Origin of the sequence: Brachybacterium sp. SW0106-09, from assembly GCF_001293905.1 — a bacterium.
GTDB classification, from domain to species: Bacteria; Actinomycetota; Actinomycetes; order Actinomycetales; family Dermabacteraceae; genus Brachybacterium; species Brachybacterium conglomeratum.
Genome location: NZ_BCAK01000001.1, coordinates 128,535 through 147,502 on the forward strand (window position 1 = coordinate 128,535; position 18,968 = coordinate 147,502).

Below are 18,968 nucleotides of genomic sequence, written 5' to 3' on the forward strand. Positions count from 1 at the left end.
GCCCGCTCAGGTAAAGACGGAGTAAAGTGACGTGCGTCGCAGGGGCCCGTCCGGGCCCCGGGACGAACGGGAGGGGACGGGCGGCATGGAGCTGGCGAAGGACGGCCTGAACGGCGGCGCGACGGCGCAGGGCGCCGAGGGGGCGGAGGCCGCGCGGCAGGTGATCCCCTCCGCGGATGCCGTGACCGCGACATCGATCCCCGCTGAGCTCTCGACGGCCGCGCTGCGCCGCTGCACCGCCCTTGCCGCCCACGCCCGCGCCGATCTGCTCACGCGCAGCCGGCAGGAGGCCGCCGCCCAGCTCGCCGCGCTCCTCGAGGAGATGGGGAGCTGGGAGGCGTCGCAACTCGTCGACCCCGATCCGACCATGGTCGTGCTCGCCGCCGCTGCGCTCCAGGACCTCGCCGATCGCCTGCCGGTCCCGGCGCCGGCCGGCCTCGAGGTGCGGATCGAGCTCGCCCTCGTCCTCCTTCACGCCGTGATGGATCGGGGCCGGGTGGCCGCCCCGGCGTGATTGTCTTCACGTTCACCCTGGCAGAGGCGCTTTCTGGTGCGGAGCGAAGTCCGGACCGTGCTACGGTTCTCAAGTCAGCACGACGATCACCTGTCCGGGTGGCGGAATTGGTAGACGCGCTAGCTTGAGGTGCTAGTGCCCGTTTTAGGGCGTGGGGGTTCAAGTCCCCCCTCGGACACCACAGGGAAGGCCCCGGTTCACTCGATGAGCCGGGGCCTTCCGAATGTCCGGGGCCCTGCGTCCCGGGGGACGACCGGTCCCGGGCGGCGAGGCGACCTGTCTGACAGGATGAGCAGTCGGCGGCTGCCCCGTCCGGCGTCGGCGCCGGCCCGCAGCCCGACCGCGTTCCCAGGACCCCGCGCCGTGCGGCGTCCCTCCGTCCCTTCCCCAAGGAGACCCCCATGGAGATCGAAGGCTGGTCCCAGACGCTCGGGGCCGCGCCGCTGCTCGCGATCGCGGCCGGCGCCATCGCGCTCATCCTCGTCCTCGTCATCCGGTTCAAGCTCCACGCCTTCCTCACGCTGGTCCTGGTCAGCCTGCTGACGGCGTTCGCGACCGGCATCCCCTCCGGTTCGGTCGTGGATGTGATGCTGGACGGCTTCGGCGGCACCCTCGCCAGCGTCGCCCTGCTCGTCGGCCTCGGCGCGATGCTCGGCAAGCTCATCGAGCACTCCGGCGGCGCGACCGTGCTGGCGGAGACGATGATCCGCATGTTCGGCGAGAAGCGGGCACCGCTCGCCCTCGGCGTCGCCTCCCTGCTCATGGGCTTCCCCATGTTCTTCGACGCCGGGCTCGTGGTCATGCTCCCGATCGTCTTCGCGGTCGCCGCACGGCTCGGCGGCCCCGTGCTGCTCTACGCCATGCCCTCGGCCGTCGCCTTCTCCGCCATGCACGTCTTCGTCCCGCCGCACCCCGGACCCGTCACCGCGACGGAGCTGTACGGCGCGAACCTCGGCATCGTGCTCCTGATCGGCCTGGTCTGCGTGATCCCCACCTTCTACCTCACCGGCGTGCTGTGGGGCCGCGTGACCGCCAGGAAGTTCCCCTTCACCCCCGAGACCATGGGCGGGATCTTCGGCGGCGGCGACGGCGAGCCGGTCGCGAACCCGCCGAAGGTCGGCACCGTCATCGCGGTGCTGCTGCTCCCGATGGCGCTGATCTTCCTCAACACCGGCCTCGACTTCCTGCGCGCCGCCGGTGTGGTGGACGAGAACGCCGTCTGGTACGGCGTGCTCACCACCCTCGGCTCCTCCGCGGTCGCGCTGCTGATCTCCGTGCTCGTCGCCCTCGTGGTGCTCGGCTCCCGCCGCGGCGATCACGGCTCCGCGCTCGAGAAGATCGTGGACTCCTCCCTCGGCCCGATCTGCTCCGTCGTGCTGATCACCGGCGCGGGCGGCATGTTCGGCGGGGTGCTGCGCTCCTCGGGCATCGGCGACGCGCTCTCCGGCGTGCTCAGCGACCTGGGCCTTCCGCTGATCCTCGCGGCCTACGTGATCGCCGTGGTGATGCGCGTGGCGCAGGGCTCGGCGACCGTCGCCCTGGTCACCGCCGCCGGCCTGATGGCGCCGGCGGTGGAGGCGGCCGGCTACTCGGCCGGACAGATCGCCGCGATCACCGTCGCGACCGCCGCGGGCTCCGTCTTCGCCTCGCACGTGAACGACTCCGGCTTCTGGCTCGTCGGCCGGCTGCTGAACATGGACGTGGCCACGACGCTGCGCACCTGGACCGTGCAGCAGACCCTCGAGTCCGTGATCGGGTTCGTCATGGCCGGAGCCCTGTTCCTGATCCTCTGAGCAGGAGGCGGGCCGGGACGCGGGGGAGCGGGCGCCGGTCTAGAGTGGGGCAGCATCGCCCCGAGGTCGAGGAGGCCGCCGTGGCCGCAGCGTCCTCGAACGTCCCGCTCCCCGCGCCCGCCCCGGTGCGCACCCCCGCCTGGCGCTACGCGCTGGGGATGTTCGGCACCTCGATCCCGATCAACCTGATCCGCGGCTCGATCGTGCTGCTCTACGTCGACATCCTCGGCATGGACGTGCGCGCCTACGCGGCCGTGATGGCGGTCTACGCCGTGATCGACGCGATCGACAACCCGGTCCTCGGCCACCTCTCGGACCGCACCCGCACCCGGCTCGGCAGACGCCGCCCCTGGCTCCTGCTCGGCGCGCCCCTGCTCGCCGCCTCGATGATCGCCCTGTTCAGCCCGCCGGGCTCCCTGGACGGGCCGGGGCTGGTGGCCTGGTTCGCGCTCTTCGCGATCCTGTCGGAGCTCTTCGACTCGATGCTGAACGCCAACTACGGCGCCCTGCTGCCCGAGCTGTTCCCCGAGGAGCGGAGCCGCGCGCTGGCGAACGTGCTGCGCCAGGGGTTCCAGCTCGTGGCGATGGTCATCTCGCTCGCCCTCACCCCGGTCCTGACCACCTCGCTGCTCGGCTCCGAGGAGGAGGTGGGCGGCTTCTCCCGCACCGCGGCGCTGTACGCCGTGATCGCCGTGGCCGCGATCGTGGTGATGACGCTCGGCGCGCACGAGGTGCCGGCTCGCGGGCAGGGGGAGCGGCCGCGTCTGCTGCCCTCCCTCATCCAGATCCTCCGCACCCCGCTGCTGTGGAAGGTGGCGCTGCCCAGCCTCTGCTACGGCAGCGCGGTCGCGATCGTGCTCTCCGGGGTGCAGCTGTACGTCCGCCACACCCTCGGCCTGCCCGTCGCGACCGTCTTCCTCGTCCAGGGCGTGGTGCTGCTGACCTGCGCGGCAGCGCTGTTCGCCTGGCTCGCGGCAGTGCGCAGGCTCGGTGCGCTGCGCACCTGGCGCCTCGCCTTCTGGGCCCTGACCGGCTCCTTCGCCCTGCTGTACCTCGCCCGCGATCTCACCACCGCGCTGCTGGCCGGAGCGGTGCTCGGGATCGGCTGGGCCGGGCTGCTCGCCACCAACGACCTCGTCGTCGCCCGCGTCGTGGACCGGGACGCGGCGGTGCACGGCCTGCACCGCGAGGGCCTGTTCCTCTAGGTGACCGGTGCCCTCGGACGCCTCAGCGGCGCGGTGAGCGGCCTCGCCCTCGCCTCTCTGGGCACCTTCTTCGGGTATCACTCCGGGAACAGCCCCGGCACTGACCCGGGCCAGGCCTTCCGCGTCTATCTCTGCGTCTATCCCTTCCTGCTCTGCGCCCTCGGCGCTCTCTCGGCGCACCTGGTCAGAGTCCCCTCGCCGGAGCGGAGCGCCGCCGAGCCGTCCGCGGACGTCGCCGTGCGGACCGGGCGGCGTGCATGAGGGCCGAGGAGCACGAGCGGCGCCTGGTCGTCACCGCCGACGACCTCGGACGCGACCCCGCCGGCACCGCGGTGATCATCGCCCTCGGACAGGAGGGGCTGATCAGCGCGGCGACGCTGCTCACCGTGACCGAGGAGTCGCCGCGCGCCGCGGCACGACTGCGCGATGCGGGCCTCACGCCCCGTCTGCACCTGGCCCTCATGGGCGAGGCGGACCTGCCCCCGTGGCGGCCGCTGTCCGACGGAGCGAGCCTGCGGGAGCGGGGCGGCGCGATGACCACGGACCCGCGACGCCTCGCCAGGGAGCTCGACCTCGACGAGGCGGTCGAGGAGTTCGACGCCCAGCTCGCCTGGATGCGGGGGCGGGGCCTGGAGCCCGGCGCGGCGGACTTCCACACCACGGCGCTGTACAGCCTGCGGTCGGGCGCGCTGCTGGAGGCGACGCTGCGCTGGTGCGCCCGGCACGGACTCGGCTTCCGCCTGCCGCGGAGCATGGACCCCTTCCCGGGCACGGACGCCCTCCCCGTCGCGGCCCGCGGGGTCCACTCCGCCGCAGTGCACCTCGCCGACGCCCTCGGCGTGCCCCTGCCTGCCGCGCTGCTCTCCCACCACGGCACCGCGCCCTCCGTCGACGCGCTGCGCACGTCGCTCACGAGCGGGCTCGCACTGCTCCCGCCGGGGACCTCCGAGCTCGTCATGCATCCCTCCGCAGCGGGCGCCGGGGTCCCTGCGGTGAGGGAGCGGGAGACGCAGCTGCTGCGCGACGGGCAGTGGTGGGAGGCGCTGCGCGACGCCGGGATCCGGCAGGCGGCGCACTGGTGAGGGGACGGGGACGGTGCGTGGGAGAATCCTCCCCATGGTCCACGTCTTCCTCCACGAGCCGGCGATCGCCGGGAACACCGGCAACGCGATCCGTCTCGCGGCCGTCACCGGCGCCCGCCTCCACCTCATCGAGCCGCTCGGCTTCGACCTCGAGGACGCGAAGCTGCGCCGAGCAGGACTGGACTACCACGACCTCGCCGAGGTGAGCATCCACCCGGATCTCGAGACCGCCCTCGCCGCGGTGCCCGACGCGCGGGTCTTCGCCTTCACCGCGCGCACCGAGACCGCCTTCGGACAGGTCCGGTACCGGCGGGAGGACGTGCTGCTCTTCGGCACCGAGCCGACCGGGCTTCCGGAGGAGGTCATGGCCCATCCGCGCATCACCTCCCGGGTGCGGATCCCGATGCTCCCGGCCCGCCGCTCCCTGAACCTCGCCAACTCGGTCTCGATCGCCGTCTACGAGGCCTGGCGCCAGCTCGGCTACGACGGGGCCGGGGCATGAGCCCTCGCGACCCCCGCCGCGCCCCGCACCGCACCGCGCGCCGCGTCGAGCGCCGCAACGCGCAGTTCCAGCAGTGGCAGGCCCTGCTGACCAACCGCACCAAGCGCAGCCGGGCCGGGGAGATGCTGGTCCAGGGTGTCCGCCCGATCACCCAGGCGATCGACCACGGCCACGAGATCCGCGCGCTGCTGACCGACTCGAGGGAGAACCCCTCCCGCTGGGCGCGCGAGCTGCTCGAGTCCTCGCCGGCGCCCGTCGTCCACCTCGCCCCCGAGCTGATGGCCGAGCTGGGGGAGAAGGAGGACGGGGCCCCCGAGCTGCTGGCCGTCGCCGCGATGCCCGAGGACGACCTCTCCCGCCTCGAGGCCGGGCCGCGCTCGACCGTGGTCGTCTTCGACCGGCCGACGGGGCCGGGGAACATCGGTTCCCTCGCCCGCTCCGTCGACGCGCTCGGCGGCGCAGGGCTCGTGGTCACCGGCCACGCCGCCGATCCCTGGGATCCCGCCGCGATCCGGGCGAGCACCGGCTCGGTCTTCGCCGTGCCCGTCCTGCGCGCGCCCTCGCACCGCGAGGTGCTCGAGTGGGTGGAGGGTCGTCGGGCCGCGGGGGAGCCGTGGACGGTGCTGGGGCTGGACGAGGCAGGCGGTCACGAGGTCGCGGACGTCGACCTGACCGGTCCGACGCTGCTGGTCGTCGGCAACGAGACCGTGGGGATGAGCGCCGGGTGGCGGGAGGCCTGCGACGCGATCGCGGAGATCCCGATGAGCGGCAGCGCCTCGTCGCTGAACGCCTCCGTGGCCGGGTCCCTCGCCCTCTACGAGGTCGCCCGGCAGCGCCGGCGCGGCCGCTGAGCCCGGGCCCGCCCGCGACCGCCCAGGCGGTGCCGTCCGAGCGGTGCCGTCCAGGCGCTGCCGTCCGGGTGCTGCCGCTCAGGCGGTGCCGAGCGCCGCGGCGACCAGGGGAGCGCCCAGCAGCCCCAGGAACGGGACGGCCAGCAGCACCGGTCCGACGGCGATGCGCGCCCCCGCACGGCGGGTCGCGAGCAGGACAATGCCGCCCAGCACCCCCGCCAGGAGCATCCCTGCCAGCAGCCCCGCCAGGAGCACCTCCCCGCCGAGCGCCGCCGCCATCAGCACCACCACCGGCACCGTCTTCGCATCCCCCATCCCCAGCAGCGACGGGGCGAGGAGCCCCAGGAGGATCGCCCCGGCCCCGAGCACCAGGGCGAGGACCGACGCCGCGGACAGGGCGGGACGCAGTGCGGGGACCAGCAGCGCGAGAACGGCGAGGGCGAGGCCGACCCCGCCGGTGAGCCCGGCGACCCAGCGGTTCGGGAGACGGTGCGAGGTGCCGTCGTGCCAGGCGAGCACCGCCGCCGGCGGCAGGTAGACCACCAGCAGCACGGCGAGGAGGAGCGGGGAGGGGACGGGCACGGGCCCATCCCACCAGATCCGCACGGTCCGCGCCCGGCCGGCGCGAGGGATGTGGACGACGGGCTGCCGCCGCCCGGAGACTGCCCTACAGCGTGGACTGCACCCGGATGATCCGCCGCCGCATCCAGACCTTCTTCCCGCCGCCCATGTACAGGCGGGTGCGCGCATGCTCCCAGCGCCCGTACTCCGCCTGCTCGGCGAGCTCGGCGCGGACCTGGCCGATCGAGCTGCCGCGGGGGACCGTGATGATCTGGTACTCGTAGTCCTCGAGCCGGCGCCCTCGCTCCACGGGCAGGTCGCGACGGCCACGGGGATCGCTCACGTGCTGGACCTCGGCGGTGAGCGGGGTGCGGGGTCGGATCAACAGTTCCTCCTGAGTGCGATGACCTGCGACGGGGCCGTCGCGGCGTGAGATGCGGCACGGTCGCTGCGGTGCGGGGGGTCGCCTGCGCATCCCGGCGCGGGATCACGGGGACGGCCCGCCGTTCTCCCCTGTCCATTGTGCCCTCGGACGATGTACGGTCCAACCATGAACACGGATCCTCGCTCCGCTCTCGCTGCGCTGATCGCCGCCCTCGAGCGTCACTACGAGGCGGCCGCCGCCTCCCGCGGTGACGACGACCCGGCCCTGGACGCCGCCACCGAGCAGCTCTCCACGGCCTTCGACACCTACGACGACGCCCTCTTCGACGCGTACGACATCGCCACCCCGCTGATCGTCTTCGACGGGGACGATGACGACCAGGACGATGAGGACGACGACTTCGACGATCTCGACGACTTCGAGGACGACGACGACTACGACGATGATGACGACGAGGACTACGAGGACGACGACGAGGACCGCTGAGGTCGCGCTCGGCTGAGGCTCCGGCCGGTCCGGGCGCACCGCCCGGCGGGCGGTCCCAGCTCGTCCGCCGGACCTCCACGCAGTCTTCACCTCATCAGCGCCGCGCGGCGCCGGGCATCGGCCCGGCGCCGCGTACGCTGTGCGGGGTCGATCGCGGCGCTGCCGCGACCGCGACGCCGTCCGCGGCGACCCCCGAGCGCGAGTCCATCGAGGAGAGTCCATGTCCTTCATCGAGGCGGTGATCCTGGGCCTGGTCCAGGGTCTGACCGAGTTCCTCCCGATCTCCTCCAGCGCGCACGTGCGCGTGGTCGGGGAGCTGATGAACCCGGGGGAGGACCCGGGCGCCGCGTTCACCGCGATCATCCAGCTGGGCACCGAGACCGCGGTGCTGATCTACTTCTGGAACGACATCACCCGGATCATCGGCAAGTGGTTCCGGGCCCTGGCCGGCAAGGTCCCGCACTCGGATCCCGACGTGCGGATGGGCTGGCTGGTGATCCTCGGCTCGATCCCGATCGGCGTGCTCGGCCTCCTCTTCGAGAGTCAGATCGACCACAACCTGCGCAATCTCTACATCACGGCGACGATGCTGATCGTCTTCGGCATCCTGCTGGGGTTCGCGGACCGCTTCGCTCCCCAGCGCAAGGAGCTGACCGAGCTCAGCGTGCGCGACGGCATCCTGTTCGGCCTCGCCCAGGCGCTCGCGCTCATCCCCGGAGTCTCCCGCTCCGGCGGCACCATCACCGCCGGTCTGCTGATGGGATACACCCGCAAGGCTGCGGCCCGCTACGCCTTCCTGCTCGCCGTGCCCGCGGTCTTCGCCTCCGGCCTCTACAAGGCCGCCAAGGAGGTCCCGGTGCTCTTCACGGCCGACGGGCGCGCCGCCGCCGCGGCGGCGGGGGAGCCCTCGCTGCTGGCGATCCTGGTCGCGACCGTGGTCGCCTTCGGCGTGGGCTTCGCGGTGATCGTGTGGTTCATGAAGATCATCGAGAACCACTCCTACATGATGTTCGTGGTCTACCGCGTGGTGGCGGGTCTGCTGCTCCTCGCACTGCTGTGGTTCGGGGCGGTGGAACCGCTGGGCGGTGCCTGATCCCACGTCGAGGGCGTCGACCGTATGATCGAGTGGTGCAATCCTGGACCACCCCTGAGCTGACCCCGCTGCCCGCCTCCACGACGCCGCTGCGGCTGTTCGACACCCGCACCGGGCGCATCGCCCCCGTGACGCCGCTCGTGCCGGGACACGCCCGCCTCTACGTCTGCGGGATCACCCCGTACGACTCGACCCACCTGGGCCATGCGGCGACCTATCACGCGGCCGACCTCATGCGTCGTGCGCTCGTGGACTCCGGACTCCGGGTCACCACCGCCCAGAACATCACCGACGTCGACGACCCGCTGCTGGAGCGCGCCGACCGTGACGGGGTCGACTGGCGCGAGCTGGCCGAGTCCCAGGTCGCGCTGTTCAGCGAGGACATGGCGGCGCTGCGCATCATCGCGCCGGAGACCTACCGCTCCGTGAGCGAGGCGATGGACGAGATCATCGCCACCGTCGACACCCTGCGCGAGCGGGGCCGCGCCTACCAGGTGCCGACCCCCGATGCCGAGGGCGACGACTGGTACCACGACCTCTCCCTCGACGGCGCCCTCGGCGACGTCTCCGGCTGGACCGAGGAGCAGATGCTCGAGGTCTTCGCCGACCGGGGCGGGGACCCCGACCGCGAGGGCAAGCGGGGCCGCTTCGACCCGCTGCTGTGGCGCGCCGAGCGCGAGGGGGAGCCGGCCTGGGACGGCGGCGCCCTCGGCCGGGGCCGCCCCGGCTGGCACGTGGAGTGCGTCTCCATCGCCGAGGAGGGCCTGGACCTGCCCTTCGACATCCAGGCCGGCGGCAGCGACCTCGTCTTCCCCCATCACGACCTCAGCGCCGCCCATGCGGTCGGCCTCGGCCGTCCCTTCGCGACCTCCTACGCGCATGCCGGGATGGTCGCCCACGAGGGCGAGAAGATGAGCAAGTCGCTCGGCAACCTCGTCTTCGTCCACCGCCTCGTCCGCGACGGCGTCGACCCGATGGCGATCCGCCTGGTGCTCATGGCGCACCACTACCGCAGCGACTGGGAGTGGTCGGACACGGAGCTCGAGGGCGCGCAGCAGCGCCTGGAGGCCTATCGCGCCGCCTCCCGTCGCCGCGACCTCCGCCCCGACGTCGTCGAGGCTCTCCGCGCCGCGCTGCGCGACGACCTCGACACCCCCGCGGCGCTCGCGGCCCTCGACGCCTGGTGCGCGGGCGACGAGCTCCCGGGGACCGCGGGCCGCGAGCTGCCCGCGGACGCCCCGGGCGATGTGGCCGCCGCGGTCGACGCCCTGTTCGGGATCACGCTGGCCGGCTGAGCCTGCGGGGAGGGGCTCAGTCCGTCTCGCGGCGGCGCCGCAGGAACTGCTCGAACTCCTTCGCGATCGCGTCACCGCTCGCCTCGGGCAGCTCGGCCGCGTCCTGCGCCCGCTCGAGGCGCCGCACGTACTCGGCGACGTCCTCGTCGGTGCGGGCCAGCTCGTCCACCCCGCGCTCCCACGCCTCGGCGTCCTCCACCAGCTCGCCGACCGGGATCGGCGCGCTGATCAGCTCCTGCACCTCGCGCACGAGTCCCAGCACCGCCTTCGGGGAGGAGTTCTGGGAGACGTAGTGGGGGACCTGCACCCAGATGTTCGTCGTCCTCAGCCCCGCGCTCGCGGTGCGGCGGGCGAGGATCGTCGGCACCCCGATGGGTCCCGAGTACAGCTCGGAGTCCTCGACCCGCTGCGCGGGCACCGGCTCGACCTGCGAGGAGACCGGCAGGGGACGGCTGTGCGGGGAGTCGGCGAGCAGCGCGCCGAGGGATACCACCGAGGAGACGTCGAGCGCCTGCAGCTGCTCGAGCACCTCGTCGCAGAACCTCTTCCAGCGCAGCGACGGCTCCGGTCCGAGCACCGCGACGATCTCCGGACCCCGCGGCGGGGTGATCAGGTGCAGGCGGGTGTCGGGCCAGTCCACGACCCGCAGCCCCTCCTCGGTGGTGCGGATCTCGGGCCGGTTGACCTGGAAGTCGATGAACTCCTCGGCGTCGACCGCGCCGACGGGCCGCGAGGGCCACACCTCGAGGAGATGCTCGATCACCCCGGTGGCCGCCTCGCCGGCGTCGTTCCACCCGCTGAAGGCCGTGATGGCGATTCGACTCATCACTCCATCATAGGCTCGTCGGCCCCTCCTGCCGGGGCCGGCCCGTCCTGAGCCGGGACGCAGGAGCAGGGACTATCCTCGCCCTGCACCGGGGAGCCGCCCCGCGATCGAGGAGGCCCCATGCCACGGACGATGCTGAGGATCGGCGCGCTGCCGCCGCTCCAGGTCAGCCCGGCCACCCTCGTCACGGTGCTGCTGGTGGCCGTGCTGATGTTCCCCTCCCTGCAGGGCCCGGGCCTCTCCGTCGGGCGGAGCGCGCTCGTCGCCCTCGGCCTGGGCCTGTTCCTCATCCTCTCCGTGCTGGTCCACGAACTCGCCCATGCGCTCGTCGCCCGCGCCTTCGGGGCGAGGGTCGACCACATCGCGCTGACCCTATGGGGCGGGCACACGCAGTACCGGGCCGAGCGGATGCCCGCGATCGGGTCCGTGCTGGTCTCCCTCGCCGGTCCCGCGAGCAACGGCCTGCTCGCCGCGGCGACCGGCGCCCTGGCCGCGATCGCGGCACAGGGCACGGTGCTCTCGGTCGCCGCCTCCTTCGCGACCTGGCTGAACGTGGTCCTCGCCCTGTTCAACCTGCTCCCCGGCCTGCCGATGGACGGCGGGCGGGCGCTGGAGTCCCTGCTCGGCGCGGTCCTGCGCCGTCCGGTCCTCGGCACCCGGATCACCGCCTGGATCGGACGGGCCATCGCCGTCGGCGTGGTGGTGCTGCCGCTGTCGCGGATCGTGCGCCTCGGCGGGGCGGGCGGGTTCTCCCTGCTCACCCTGGTCTGGGCGCTGCTCATCGCGGGCCTGCTCTGGCAGGGGGCGAGCCGCGCCCTGGAGGAGGCGCGCGCCCAGGAGCGGGTGGGGGCGCTCGACGCCGCCGCGCTCGCCCGCCCGGTGCGCCTGCTCGCCCCGCACACCCCGCTCGCCGGCCTGCCCGACGCGCCGGGGGCGGAGCAGGTGCTGCTGCTCGATCCCGCCTCCCCGCGCCCCGGCACCGTCGGCCGGGCGCTGCGCCTCCAGCCCGAGGCCGTCGCCGCGGTCCCGCCCGAGCACCGCGAGCAGGTCCCCGCCTCCGCCGTCGCCGAGCCCGTCGGGGACGTGGTCGCGCTGCGCACGGGCCTCGGCGGCGAGGAGCTGGTCTCCGCGATGCTCGCGCGCCCCGCGCCGGTCTACCTCGTGGTCGACCCCGACGGGCGGCCGCAGGGCGTGATCCTCAGCGCCGACGTGAACACGCTCCTGCGCGGACGGTGAACAGGCCCGGTCACCGCGCTGGTCCGGCCCTATGCTGGAGAGCATGACTTCTCAGCCGCCGCCCGCCGCCGACGACACGGCGTCGGGCCCCGCGCCCCGCGCGCCCCGTCGCGGCCTCGACCGCACCGGACCCTTCGCCCTCGGCGACAAGGTCCAGCTCGCGGACTCCAAGAACCGCCTGCACACCATCACCCTGAAGCCGGGCGGGCAGTTCCACTCCCACCGCGGCGTGCTCCACCACGACCAGCTGATCGGCGCCGAGGACGGCACCGTCGTCGAGAACAGCCACGGCATCCGCTACCAGGCGCTGCGGCCCCTGTACGCCGACTACATGCTCGCCATGCCGCGAGGCGCCGCGATCATCTACCCCAAGGACTCCGCGCAGATCCTCATGTGGGGCGACATCTTCCCCGGGGCGCGCGTGCTCGAGGCCGGCGTCGGCTCGGGAGGGCTGACCACCGCGCTGCTGCGCGCCGTCGGCCCGGGGGGCTCCGTCCACTCCATCGAGCGTCGCGAGGACTTCGCCGAGGTCGCCCGCGAGAACGTCGGCACCTTCTTCGGGCTCGAGGAGGAGGCGCTGCACCCGCGCTGGGACCTCACCGTCGGCGACTTCCAGGACGTCGCCCCCACCCTCGGCACTGCCGCGGTGGACCGTGTGGTCCTGGACATGCTCGCCCCCTGGGAGTGCGTGGAGGCCGCGGCGGACGTGCTCGTCTCCGGCGGCGTGTTCCTCGCCTACGTCGCCACCGTCACCCAGCTCTCCCGCACCGCGGAGGCGCTGCGCGACCACGGCGAGTTCACCGAGCCCCACGCCTGGGAGTCCTTCGTGCGTCCCTGGCACCTCGAGGGCCTCGCCGTGCGCCCCGAGCACCGCATGAACGCTCACACCGGCTTCCTGCTCACCGCCCGCCGCACCGCCCACGGCACCCAGGCGCTGCGCCGCGCGACCCGGCCCGCGCCCGGCTCCCGCGACGAGGAGGAGCTGAACCACCCCGACAACGAGGGCTTCGGCGGCGGCTCGGGCGAGTGGACCGCCCAGGACGTCGGCGAGCGCGGCGTCGCACCCCGCAAGCTCAAGCGCGCCCTGCGCGACATCCGCCAGGGCCGGGACCGCTGAGCGGCACCATCACAGACCACCGAGGAACCCGCCCCACGGGGAGGAGACGACGATGATGACCTACGCGGAGATGACCGCCGAGCTCGAGAAGCTCGCCGCCCACAACGAGCGACTGGTCAGCGGGCTGCGCTCCGCCCGCGCCCAGATCGTCGAGCTCAAGAACGACCTCGAGCGGGTGGGGGACCCGCCGAACTCCTACGCCACCTTCCTGCGCCGCTGCGAGGGCACCACCATCGACGTGCTCCACAACGGCCGACGACTGCGCGTCGCGACCGCCGCGAGCCTCGACCTCGACGCCCTCACCCCCGGCACCGAGCTGCGCCTGAACGAGGCCCTCGCCGCGGTCGAGGCGGTGCCGCAGGGCGACTCCGGCAACGTCGTGCCGGTCGTCGAGGCCCTCGCGGACTCGCGCGTCCTCGTCGCGGTCGCGCCCGACGACACCCGCGTGCTGCGCCGCGCGGGCGCCCTCGCCGAGGAGACCCTCCACCCCGGTGACCACGTGCTCGTGGACCTGCGCAGCCAGCTCGTGCTCGAGCGGATCGACCGCGCCGAGATCACCGACCTCGTGCTCGAGCAGGTGCCGGAGGTGTCCTTCGACGAGATCGGCGGGCTCGGCGAGCAGATCGAGGCGATCCGCGACGCGGTCGAGCTGCCCTTCCTGCAGCAGGACCTCTACCGCACCTACGGGCTGCGGCCCCCGCAGGGCGTGCTGCTCTACGGCCCGCCCGGCTGCGGCAAGACCATGATCGCGAAGGCCGTCGCGCACGAGCTCGTGCTGCGCAGCGCCGAGGTGCGCGGGGTGAGCGTCGACGACGCGCTGGCGAACTCCGCCTTCCTCAACGTCAAGGGCCCGGAGCTGCTGAACAAGTACGTCGGCGAGACCGAGCGGTCGATCCGCCTGGTGTTCGAGCGGGCGCGGGAGAAGGCCGCCGCCGACCACCCCGTGGTGATCTTCTTCGACGAGATGGAGGCGCTGTTCCGCACCCGCGGCACCGGCATGTCCAGCGACGTCGAGACCACGATCGTGCCCCAGCTGCTCGCCGAGATCGACGGCGTCGAGGGCCTGGACAACGTGATCGTCATCGGTGCCTCGAACCGCGAGGACATGATCGATCCGGCGATCCTGCGGCCCGGCCGCCTGGACGTGAAGATCCGGGTGCGCCGCCCGAACGCCCGCGCCGGACGGGAGATCCTCGGCCTGTACCTCGGCGAGGACGTGCCCGTGCGGGAGGACCGCGAGTCGCTGCTGGACCTCGCCGTGCGCGAGATCTACGCCGAGGGCCCCGCCACCGCCTACGTGCGCGTGGAGTACGCCGACGGCGGCCACGACACACTTCACTTCCGCGACTTCGTCTCCGGGGCGACGCTGCGCAACATCGTGGACCGGGCGAAGAAGCTCGCCGTGAAGGACCAGATCGCCACGGGCGAGGTCGGCGTCGGCTCCGAGCACCTGACCGAGGCGATCCGGGTCGAGTTCGCGGAGAACGAGGACATGCCCTCGGCCGCCCACGCCGAGGACTGGGCGCGGGTGACCGGCCTGCCCGGCCGCTCCCGCCGCCGGGTCGAGGCCGTGGTCCCGCTGCAGGACCGCAGCCGGCCCGAGGACGCCGCCGCTGCCGAGGAGGTCTCCGCGTGACCGAGCAGAACCGACCCGCCCTCACCACCGAACGGGTGATGGGCATCGAGACCGAGTTCGGCGTGCTGCACGCCGATGTCGAGGACCGCGCCCGCGCCGGGGCCGGCAGCTCGATCCTGCTGTCCCATCTCGTCGTCGGCGCCTACGCCCTGCTCGACCCCGCCGAGGGGGAGCGCGGCCGGCGCGTGCGCTGGGACTACGGCGACGAGACCCCGCTGCGGGACGCGCGCGGCTTCGAGATGCAGCGCGCCGCCGCCCATCCCACCCAGCTCACGGACGAGGTGCGCGACGCCCATGTGCCGAGCGTCGAGCTCGACGCGCCCGTGACGGGCCCGGAGGTCGCGCCCGAGGGCGATGACGCCGAGGTCCTCGCCTGGGCCTCGCAGCGGTCCATCGGCAACGCGGTGCTGCGCAACGGCGCCCGCTGGTACGTCGACCACGCCCATCCCGAGTACTCCGCCCCGGAGGTCCTGCGCGCCCGCGAGGCAGTCGTCGTGGACCGGGCAGGGGAGGAGATCGCCCGGCGGGCGATGGGCATCCTCGCCGGCGCCGACGGGATCCCCGAGGTCGCCCTGTACAAGAACAACACCGACGGCAAGGGCGCCTCCTACGGCACCCACGAGAACTACCTCGTGGACCGGGACGTGCCCTTCGAGCGGATCGTCGAGGCGCTGCTGCCCTTCTTCGCCACCCGGCAGGTGCTGGTCGGTGCGGGCCGCGTCGGCCTCGGCACCCGCGGGCAGGAGCCCGGCTTCCAGCTCTCCTCCCGCGCGGACTTCATGGAGGCGGAGGTCGGGCTCGAGACCACCCTGAACCGCCCGATCATCAACACCCGCGACGAGCCGCACTCGGACCCCGGCCGCTTCCGCCGCCTCCACGTGATCATCGGGGACGCGAACCTGCTCGAGGAGTCCACCTTCCTCAAGCTCGGCACCACCTCCCTCGTCCTCGCCGCGCTCGAGGCAGAGCATCGCACCGGGCAGCGGATCCTGCCGGACCTGGCGCTGGCCGACCCGGTCGCCGCCGTGCGCACGATCAGCCACGACCCGAGCCTGCGGGCGACGGTACCGCTCGCGGACGGCCGCGAGCTCACCGCCCTCGAGATCCAGCGCGCCCATCTCGAGGCGCTCTCCGCCGCGGCCGATGCGGCCGACGAGGAGACCGCGCAGGTGCTCCGCGCCTGGGGCGAGATCCTCGACCTCCTCGCGGAGGACCCGATGCGCGCCGCCTCCCGCGTCGAATGGGTCGCCAAGCTCTCCCTGCTCGAGCGCTACCGGGCCCGGCACGGCCTGGACTGGTCCGATCCGCGGCTGGCCATGGTCGACCTGCAGTACTCCGACCTCCGCCCCGGCAAGGGCCTGTTCGACAGGCTCCGCGCCGCCGGCGCCGTCGGCACCCTCGTGGGCGCCGACGAGGTCGAGGACGCGATCACCACCGCCCCGACCAGCACCCGTGCCCACCTGCGCGGCGGGCTGATCTCCGCCCACGGCGCTCACGTCCCCTCCGCCGGCTGGGACGCGATCACCGTCGCGGGCCCCGCGGGCGGACACCGGCTGCGCCTGGCGGACCCGCGCCTGGGCAGCGCCGAGTGGTGCGCCCGCCACGGCATCGACCCCGACTCCGACCTCGACGACGTGCTCGACGCGCTGCGCCGGGCCGTCACCGCATCCTGACCCACCCGCACCCCTGAAGGAGGACGCCATGTCCCAGCAGTCCCTGAACGCCCCCGGCGGCGGCCCCGACGAGAACGCGCCCGACGACGAGACGCTGACCGGAGGCCAGACCTTCGCCTCCGTGCAGGGCACCGACGACCTGCTCGACGAGATCGACTCCGTCCTCGAGTCCAACGCCGAGACCTTCGTGCGCTCCTTCGTGCAGAAGGGCGGCCAGTGACCCGATGAAGCGCCGAGTGGGAGGTCTGGAGACCGAGTTCGGGCTCGTGTGCGTGCGCGCCGACGGCAGCCGCGCCCTCGAGCCGGAGGAGGCCGCGAGGGAGCTGTTCCGGCCCGTCGTCGCGATGGGCCGCTCCTCGAACGTGTTCCTCCGCAACGCCGCCCGGCTCTACCTCGACGTCGGCTCCCACCCGGAGTACGCGACCGCCGAGTGCGACGACTGGTGGGACCTGGTGGCCCAGGACCGGGCGGGGGAGCGGATCTTCGCCGAGCTCACCGCCCAGGCCGATGCGCGCCTGGCCGAGGCCGGCCAGGACGCCCGCATCCACCTGCTCAAGAACAACGTTGACTCCGCCGGCAACGCCTTCGGCTCCCACGAGAATTTCCTCGTGGACCGGCGCGGCGAGTTCACCCGCCTGCCCCGCTACCTGCTGCCCTTCCTGGTCACCCGCCAGATCGTCACCGGCGCCGGCGGCGTCGCCCCCGCCGTCCCCGGCGAGGCGGGCGAGGGGGCGGGCGCGCAGTTCGTCTTCTCCCGACGCAGCGACCACATGTGGGAGGCGGTCTCCTCCGCCACCACCCGCACCCGCCCCATCATCAACACCCGCGACGAGCCGCACGGGGACGCGAACCTCTACCGCCGCCTCCACGTCATCGTCGGCGACTCGACCATGAGCGAGGTCTCCACACACCTGCGCTTCGCGACCACCGACCTGGTGCTGCGCGCGATCGAATCGGGCAGGGCCCTGCCCGAGCTGGGCCTGGCCGACGACATCGCCGCGATCCGCGCCGTGGCCCGCGACCTCACCGGCGCCGCACCCCTGCCCACCGCCGGCGGCGGCACGACCAGCGCGCTGGAGGTGCAGCAGCGCTGGCTCGACCACGTCGCCGACCTCGCCGAAGGGGAGGAGACCGAGGTGCTCGAGAGCTGGCAGAAGGCCCTGGACGCGGTGCGCACCGGGGACCGGACCTGGGCGGCGCAGAACCTCGACTGGGCGATCAAGGAGCGGCTGTTCACCCAGGTGAGGGAGCGTCGCCGCATCGACCTCGAGGACCCGGCGATCGAACGGCTCGACCTCGCCTATCACGACATCGACCCCGCCCGCGGCGTGTTCTTCGCGCTGCAGCGACGGGGCCTCGCCCCCGCGATCCTGCCCGAGGAGCGGATCGAGCGGGCCCGCACCGTCGCCCCGACCACCACCCGCGCCCACCTGCGCGGCCAGGTGGTCACCGCCGCCCAGGAGCACGGCGTGGACCACGTCGTGGACTGGACCACGCTGCGGCTCACCCGCCGCGGCGCGATGCCGGTGCAGGTCATGGACCCCTTCGCGACCGAGCTGCCCGCCGTCGACGCCCTGCTGGCGGAGATCCGGGAGCAGGACGCTCCCGCCGCCGAGCCGCCGCTCGCCTGAGCACCGCCGTCGGGCGCATGCCGCCTGAGACGACAGCCACTCCCTGCCCCAGGCGCCGCCCACCGAGCGCCCCGTACCCTGGTGCGGTGCCCGCTCACGGGCTGCCGATCCGAAAGGTCCTCCATTGATCCGCCGCCGCACGCTGCTGACCACCGCCCTCGCCGCGACCGCCGCCATCGGCCTCGCCGCCTGCACCGACGACGGGAGCAGCTCCGACGCCTCCGACGCGGGCGGTGCCTCGGACGGCGGGGGCGACGCCCTGTCGGGCGTGACCGTCAGCGAGGACCTCGGCGCCGAGCCGACGGTCGAGTTCACCGCCCCGCTCGAGATCTCCGAGGCGAAGGCCCAGGTCGTGGTCCCTGGCGACGGCGCGACCATCGCCGACGGCGACACCGTGATCTGGCGCGACCTCTACGTCGACGCGAGCTCCGGCGAGGTGCTGCAGTCGTGGTGGCAGGGCGCACCGGCGGGCGGCGTGCAGGTCACGGTCGACACGATCGGACAGGCCGCCTTCGACGTGCTCACCACCACGACGGTCGGCTCCCGCTTCGTGATGGCCGGATGGCAGCAGGACTCGAGCGGCCAGGCCCGCTCCCTGCTCCAGGTCGCCGACGTGGACCGGGTCGTCTCCCCGCTGCGCGCGGAGGGCACGGCCGGCTCGCCCTCCGGCACCTATCCCGAGGTGTCCCTCGACGGGAACGGCGTGCCGTCGATCGCCGGCCCCGGCGAGGGCGAGCCGCCCGCGAAGACCGTCCGCGAGCTGCTGATCCAGGGCACCGGCGACACCACCCTCGCCGGCGACTACCTCACCATGCAGTACTCCGGCTGGAAGTGGTCCGACGGCTCCGCGTTCGACTCCTCCTGGGAGCGCGGCGCGCCCTTCTCCTTCGTCCAGGGCGGCGGCCAGGTGATCCAGGGCTGGGACGAGAACCTGCTGGACCTCAAGGTCGGCTCCCAGGTGATGCTCGTGATCCCCGCCGCCGAGGCCTACGGGGAGGACGCCGAGGCGCACGAGCTCGGCGGGGAGACTCTGATCTTCGTCGTCGACGTCCTCGACGCCGCCCACACGGCAGACTGACCCC

At 73.5% G+C, this 18,968-nt stretch carries 20 protein-coding genes and 1 tRNA gene; 18 read left to right on the plus strand and 3 right to left on the minus strand.

The genetic code is table 11. The features are described 5' to 3' along the window. Nucleotides 1-85 precede the first annotated feature (85 nt). From Y09_RS00585 to Y09_RS00620, 8 genes are all read left to right on the plus strand, one after another. Nucleotides 86-514: a hypothetical protein gene (locus Y09_RS00585; RefSeq protein ID WP_053915732.1), complete on the plus strand. Its 429-nt coding sequence runs from the start codon at nucleotides 86-88 to the stop codon at nucleotides 512-514. A gap of 92 nt (nucleotides 515-606) precedes the next feature. Continuing rightward, nucleotides 607-695: transfer RNA gene (locus tag Y09_RS00590), tRNA-Leu, on the plus strand. Between the two features lie 226 nt (nucleotides 696-921). Further along, a complete protein-coding gene (locus Y09_RS00595; RefSeq protein WP_053915871.1) occupies nucleotides 922-2,307 on the plus strand; it encodes a GntP family permease in 1,386 nt (461 codons plus the stop codon). 80 nt (nucleotides 2,308-2,387) lie between these two features. After that, nucleotides 2,388-3,512: an MFS transporter gene (locus tag Y09_RS00600; RefSeq protein WP_200716734.1), complete on the plus strand. Its 1,125-nt coding sequence runs from the start codon at nucleotides 2,388-2,390 to the stop codon at nucleotides 3,510-3,512. Continuing rightward, on the plus strand, nucleotides 3,513-3,773 hold the full coding sequence (locus Y09_RS17605; protein WP_053915734.1) for a hypothetical protein: 261 nt from the start codon (nucleotides 3,513-3,515) through the stop codon (nucleotides 3,771-3,773). Further along, nucleotides 3,770-4,594, plus strand: a complete 825-nt coding sequence (locus Y09_RS00610; protein WP_053915735.1) for a ChbG/HpnK family deacetylase — start codon at nucleotides 3,770-3,772, stop codon at nucleotides 4,592-4,594. Before Y09_RS17605 ends, Y09_RS00610 begins: the two co-directional genes overlap by 4 nt. A gap of 34 nt (nucleotides 4,595-4,628) precedes the next feature. Further along, on the plus strand, nucleotides 4,629-5,096 hold the full coding sequence (locus Y09_RS00615; protein ID WP_053915736.1) for a tRNA (cytidine(34)-2'-O)-methyltransferase: 468 nt from the start codon (nucleotides 4,629-4,631) through the stop codon (nucleotides 5,094-5,096). Further along, nucleotides 5,093-5,947: an RNA methyltransferase gene (locus Y09_RS00620; protein ID WP_053915737.1), complete on the plus strand. Its 855-nt coding sequence runs from the start codon at nucleotides 5,093-5,095 to the stop codon at nucleotides 5,945-5,947. The genes Y09_RS00615 and Y09_RS00620 overlap by 4 nt, the downstream gene beginning before the upstream one ends. A gap of 78 nt (nucleotides 5,948-6,025) precedes the next feature. On the opposite strand, the gene Y09_RS00625 is transcribed toward Y09_RS00620, so the two are convergent. After that, entirely contained in the window at nucleotides 6,026-6,529 is a 504-nt protein-coding gene (locus tag Y09_RS00625) for a hypothetical protein (RefSeq protein WP_053915738.1), read from the minus strand. Between the two features lie 85 nt (nucleotides 6,530-6,614). Continuing rightward, a complete protein-coding gene (locus Y09_RS00630; protein ID WP_010551602.1) occupies nucleotides 6,615-6,893 on the minus strand; it encodes a DUF5703 family protein in 279 nt (92 codons plus the stop codon). A gap of 165 nt (nucleotides 6,894-7,058) precedes the next feature. Between Y09_RS00630 and Y09_RS17610 the strand changes: the two genes are divergently transcribed. The 3 genes from Y09_RS17610 to mshC all read left to right on the plus strand — a co-directional run bounded on the left by Y09_RS17610 (nucleotide 7,059) and on the right by mshC (nucleotide 9,767). Beyond that, nucleotides 7,059-7,379 (plus strand): hypothetical protein, encoded by a 321-nt coding sequence (locus Y09_RS17610; RefSeq protein WP_053915739.1) that lies wholly within the window; start codon nucleotides 7,059-7,061, stop codon nucleotides 7,377-7,379. A 220-nt stretch (nucleotides 7,380-7,599) separates the two neighbouring features. Then, a complete protein-coding gene (locus tag Y09_RS00640; protein WP_053915740.1) occupies nucleotides 7,600-8,472 on the plus strand; it encodes an undecaprenyl-diphosphate phosphatase in 873 nt (290 codons plus the stop codon). Nucleotides 8,473-8,507: 35 nt separating this feature from the next. Next, the gene (gene mshC, locus Y09_RS00645; protein ID WP_053915872.1) at nucleotides 8,508-9,767 is read left to right on the plus strand and encodes a cysteine--1-D-myo-inosityl 2-amino-2-deoxy-alpha-D-glucopyranoside ligase; all 1,260 of its coding nucleotides are present in this window, start codon (nucleotides 8,508-8,510) and stop codon (nucleotides 9,765-9,767) included. Nucleotides 9,768-9,783: 16 nt separating this feature from the next. Here the strand turns inward: mshC and Y09_RS00650 are convergent, their stop codons facing one another. Beyond that, nucleotides 9,784-10,593 carry a PAC2 family protein gene (locus Y09_RS00650; protein WP_053915741.1) on the minus strand — a complete coding sequence of 270 codons (810 nt, stop codon included), beginning with the start codon at nucleotides 10,591-10,593 and terminating at the stop codon, nucleotides 9,784-9,786. A 120-nt stretch (nucleotides 10,594-10,713) separates the two neighbouring features. Between Y09_RS00650 and Y09_RS00655 the strand changes: the two genes are divergently transcribed. The 7 genes from Y09_RS00655 to Y09_RS00685 all read left to right on the plus strand — a co-directional run bounded on the left by Y09_RS00655 (nucleotide 10,714) and on the right by Y09_RS00685 (nucleotide 18,964). Beyond that, the gene (locus Y09_RS00655) at nucleotides 10,714-11,829 is read left to right on the plus strand and encodes a site-2 protease family protein (protein ID WP_053915742.1); all 1,116 of its coding nucleotides are present in this window, start codon (nucleotides 10,714-10,716) and stop codon (nucleotides 11,827-11,829) included. A gap of 43 nt (nucleotides 11,830-11,872) precedes the next feature. After that, nucleotides 11,873-12,946: a tRNA (adenine-N1)-methyltransferase gene (locus Y09_RS00660; RefSeq protein ID WP_053915873.1), complete on the plus strand. Its 1,074-nt coding sequence runs from the start codon at nucleotides 11,873-11,875 to the stop codon at nucleotides 12,944-12,946. Nucleotides 12,947-12,998: 52 nt separating this feature from the next. Beyond that, entirely contained in the window at nucleotides 12,999-14,582 is a 1,584-nt protein-coding gene (arc, locus tag Y09_RS00665) for a proteasome ATPase (protein WP_053915743.1), read from the plus strand. 38 nt (nucleotides 14,583-14,620) lie between these two features. Further along, nucleotides 14,621-16,255, plus strand: a complete 1,635-nt coding sequence (dop, locus tag Y09_RS00670; RefSeq protein ID WP_053915874.1) for a depupylase/deamidase Dop — start codon at nucleotides 14,621-14,623, stop codon at nucleotides 16,253-16,255. A 28-nt stretch (nucleotides 16,256-16,283) separates the two neighbouring features. Next, complete coding sequence (locus Y09_RS00675; protein ID WP_010551593.1) at nucleotides 16,284-16,475, plus strand: ubiquitin-like protein Pup; 192 nt, start codon at nucleotides 16,284-16,286, stop codon at nucleotides 16,473-16,475. A gap of 4 nt (nucleotides 16,476-16,479) precedes the next feature. Continuing rightward, nucleotides 16,480-17,886 (plus strand): Pup--protein ligase, encoded by a 1,407-nt coding sequence (pafA, locus tag Y09_RS00680; RefSeq protein ID WP_053915744.1) that lies wholly within the window; start codon nucleotides 16,480-16,482, stop codon nucleotides 17,884-17,886. Nucleotides 17,887-18,010: 124 nt separating this feature from the next. Then, nucleotides 18,011-18,964, plus strand: coding sequence for an FKBP-type peptidyl-prolyl cis-trans isomerase (locus Y09_RS00685; RefSeq protein WP_053915745.1), 954 nt, complete (start codon nucleotides 18,011-18,013; stop codon nucleotides 18,962-18,964). The last annotated feature ends 4 nt before the right edge of the window (nucleotides 18,965-18,968 follow it).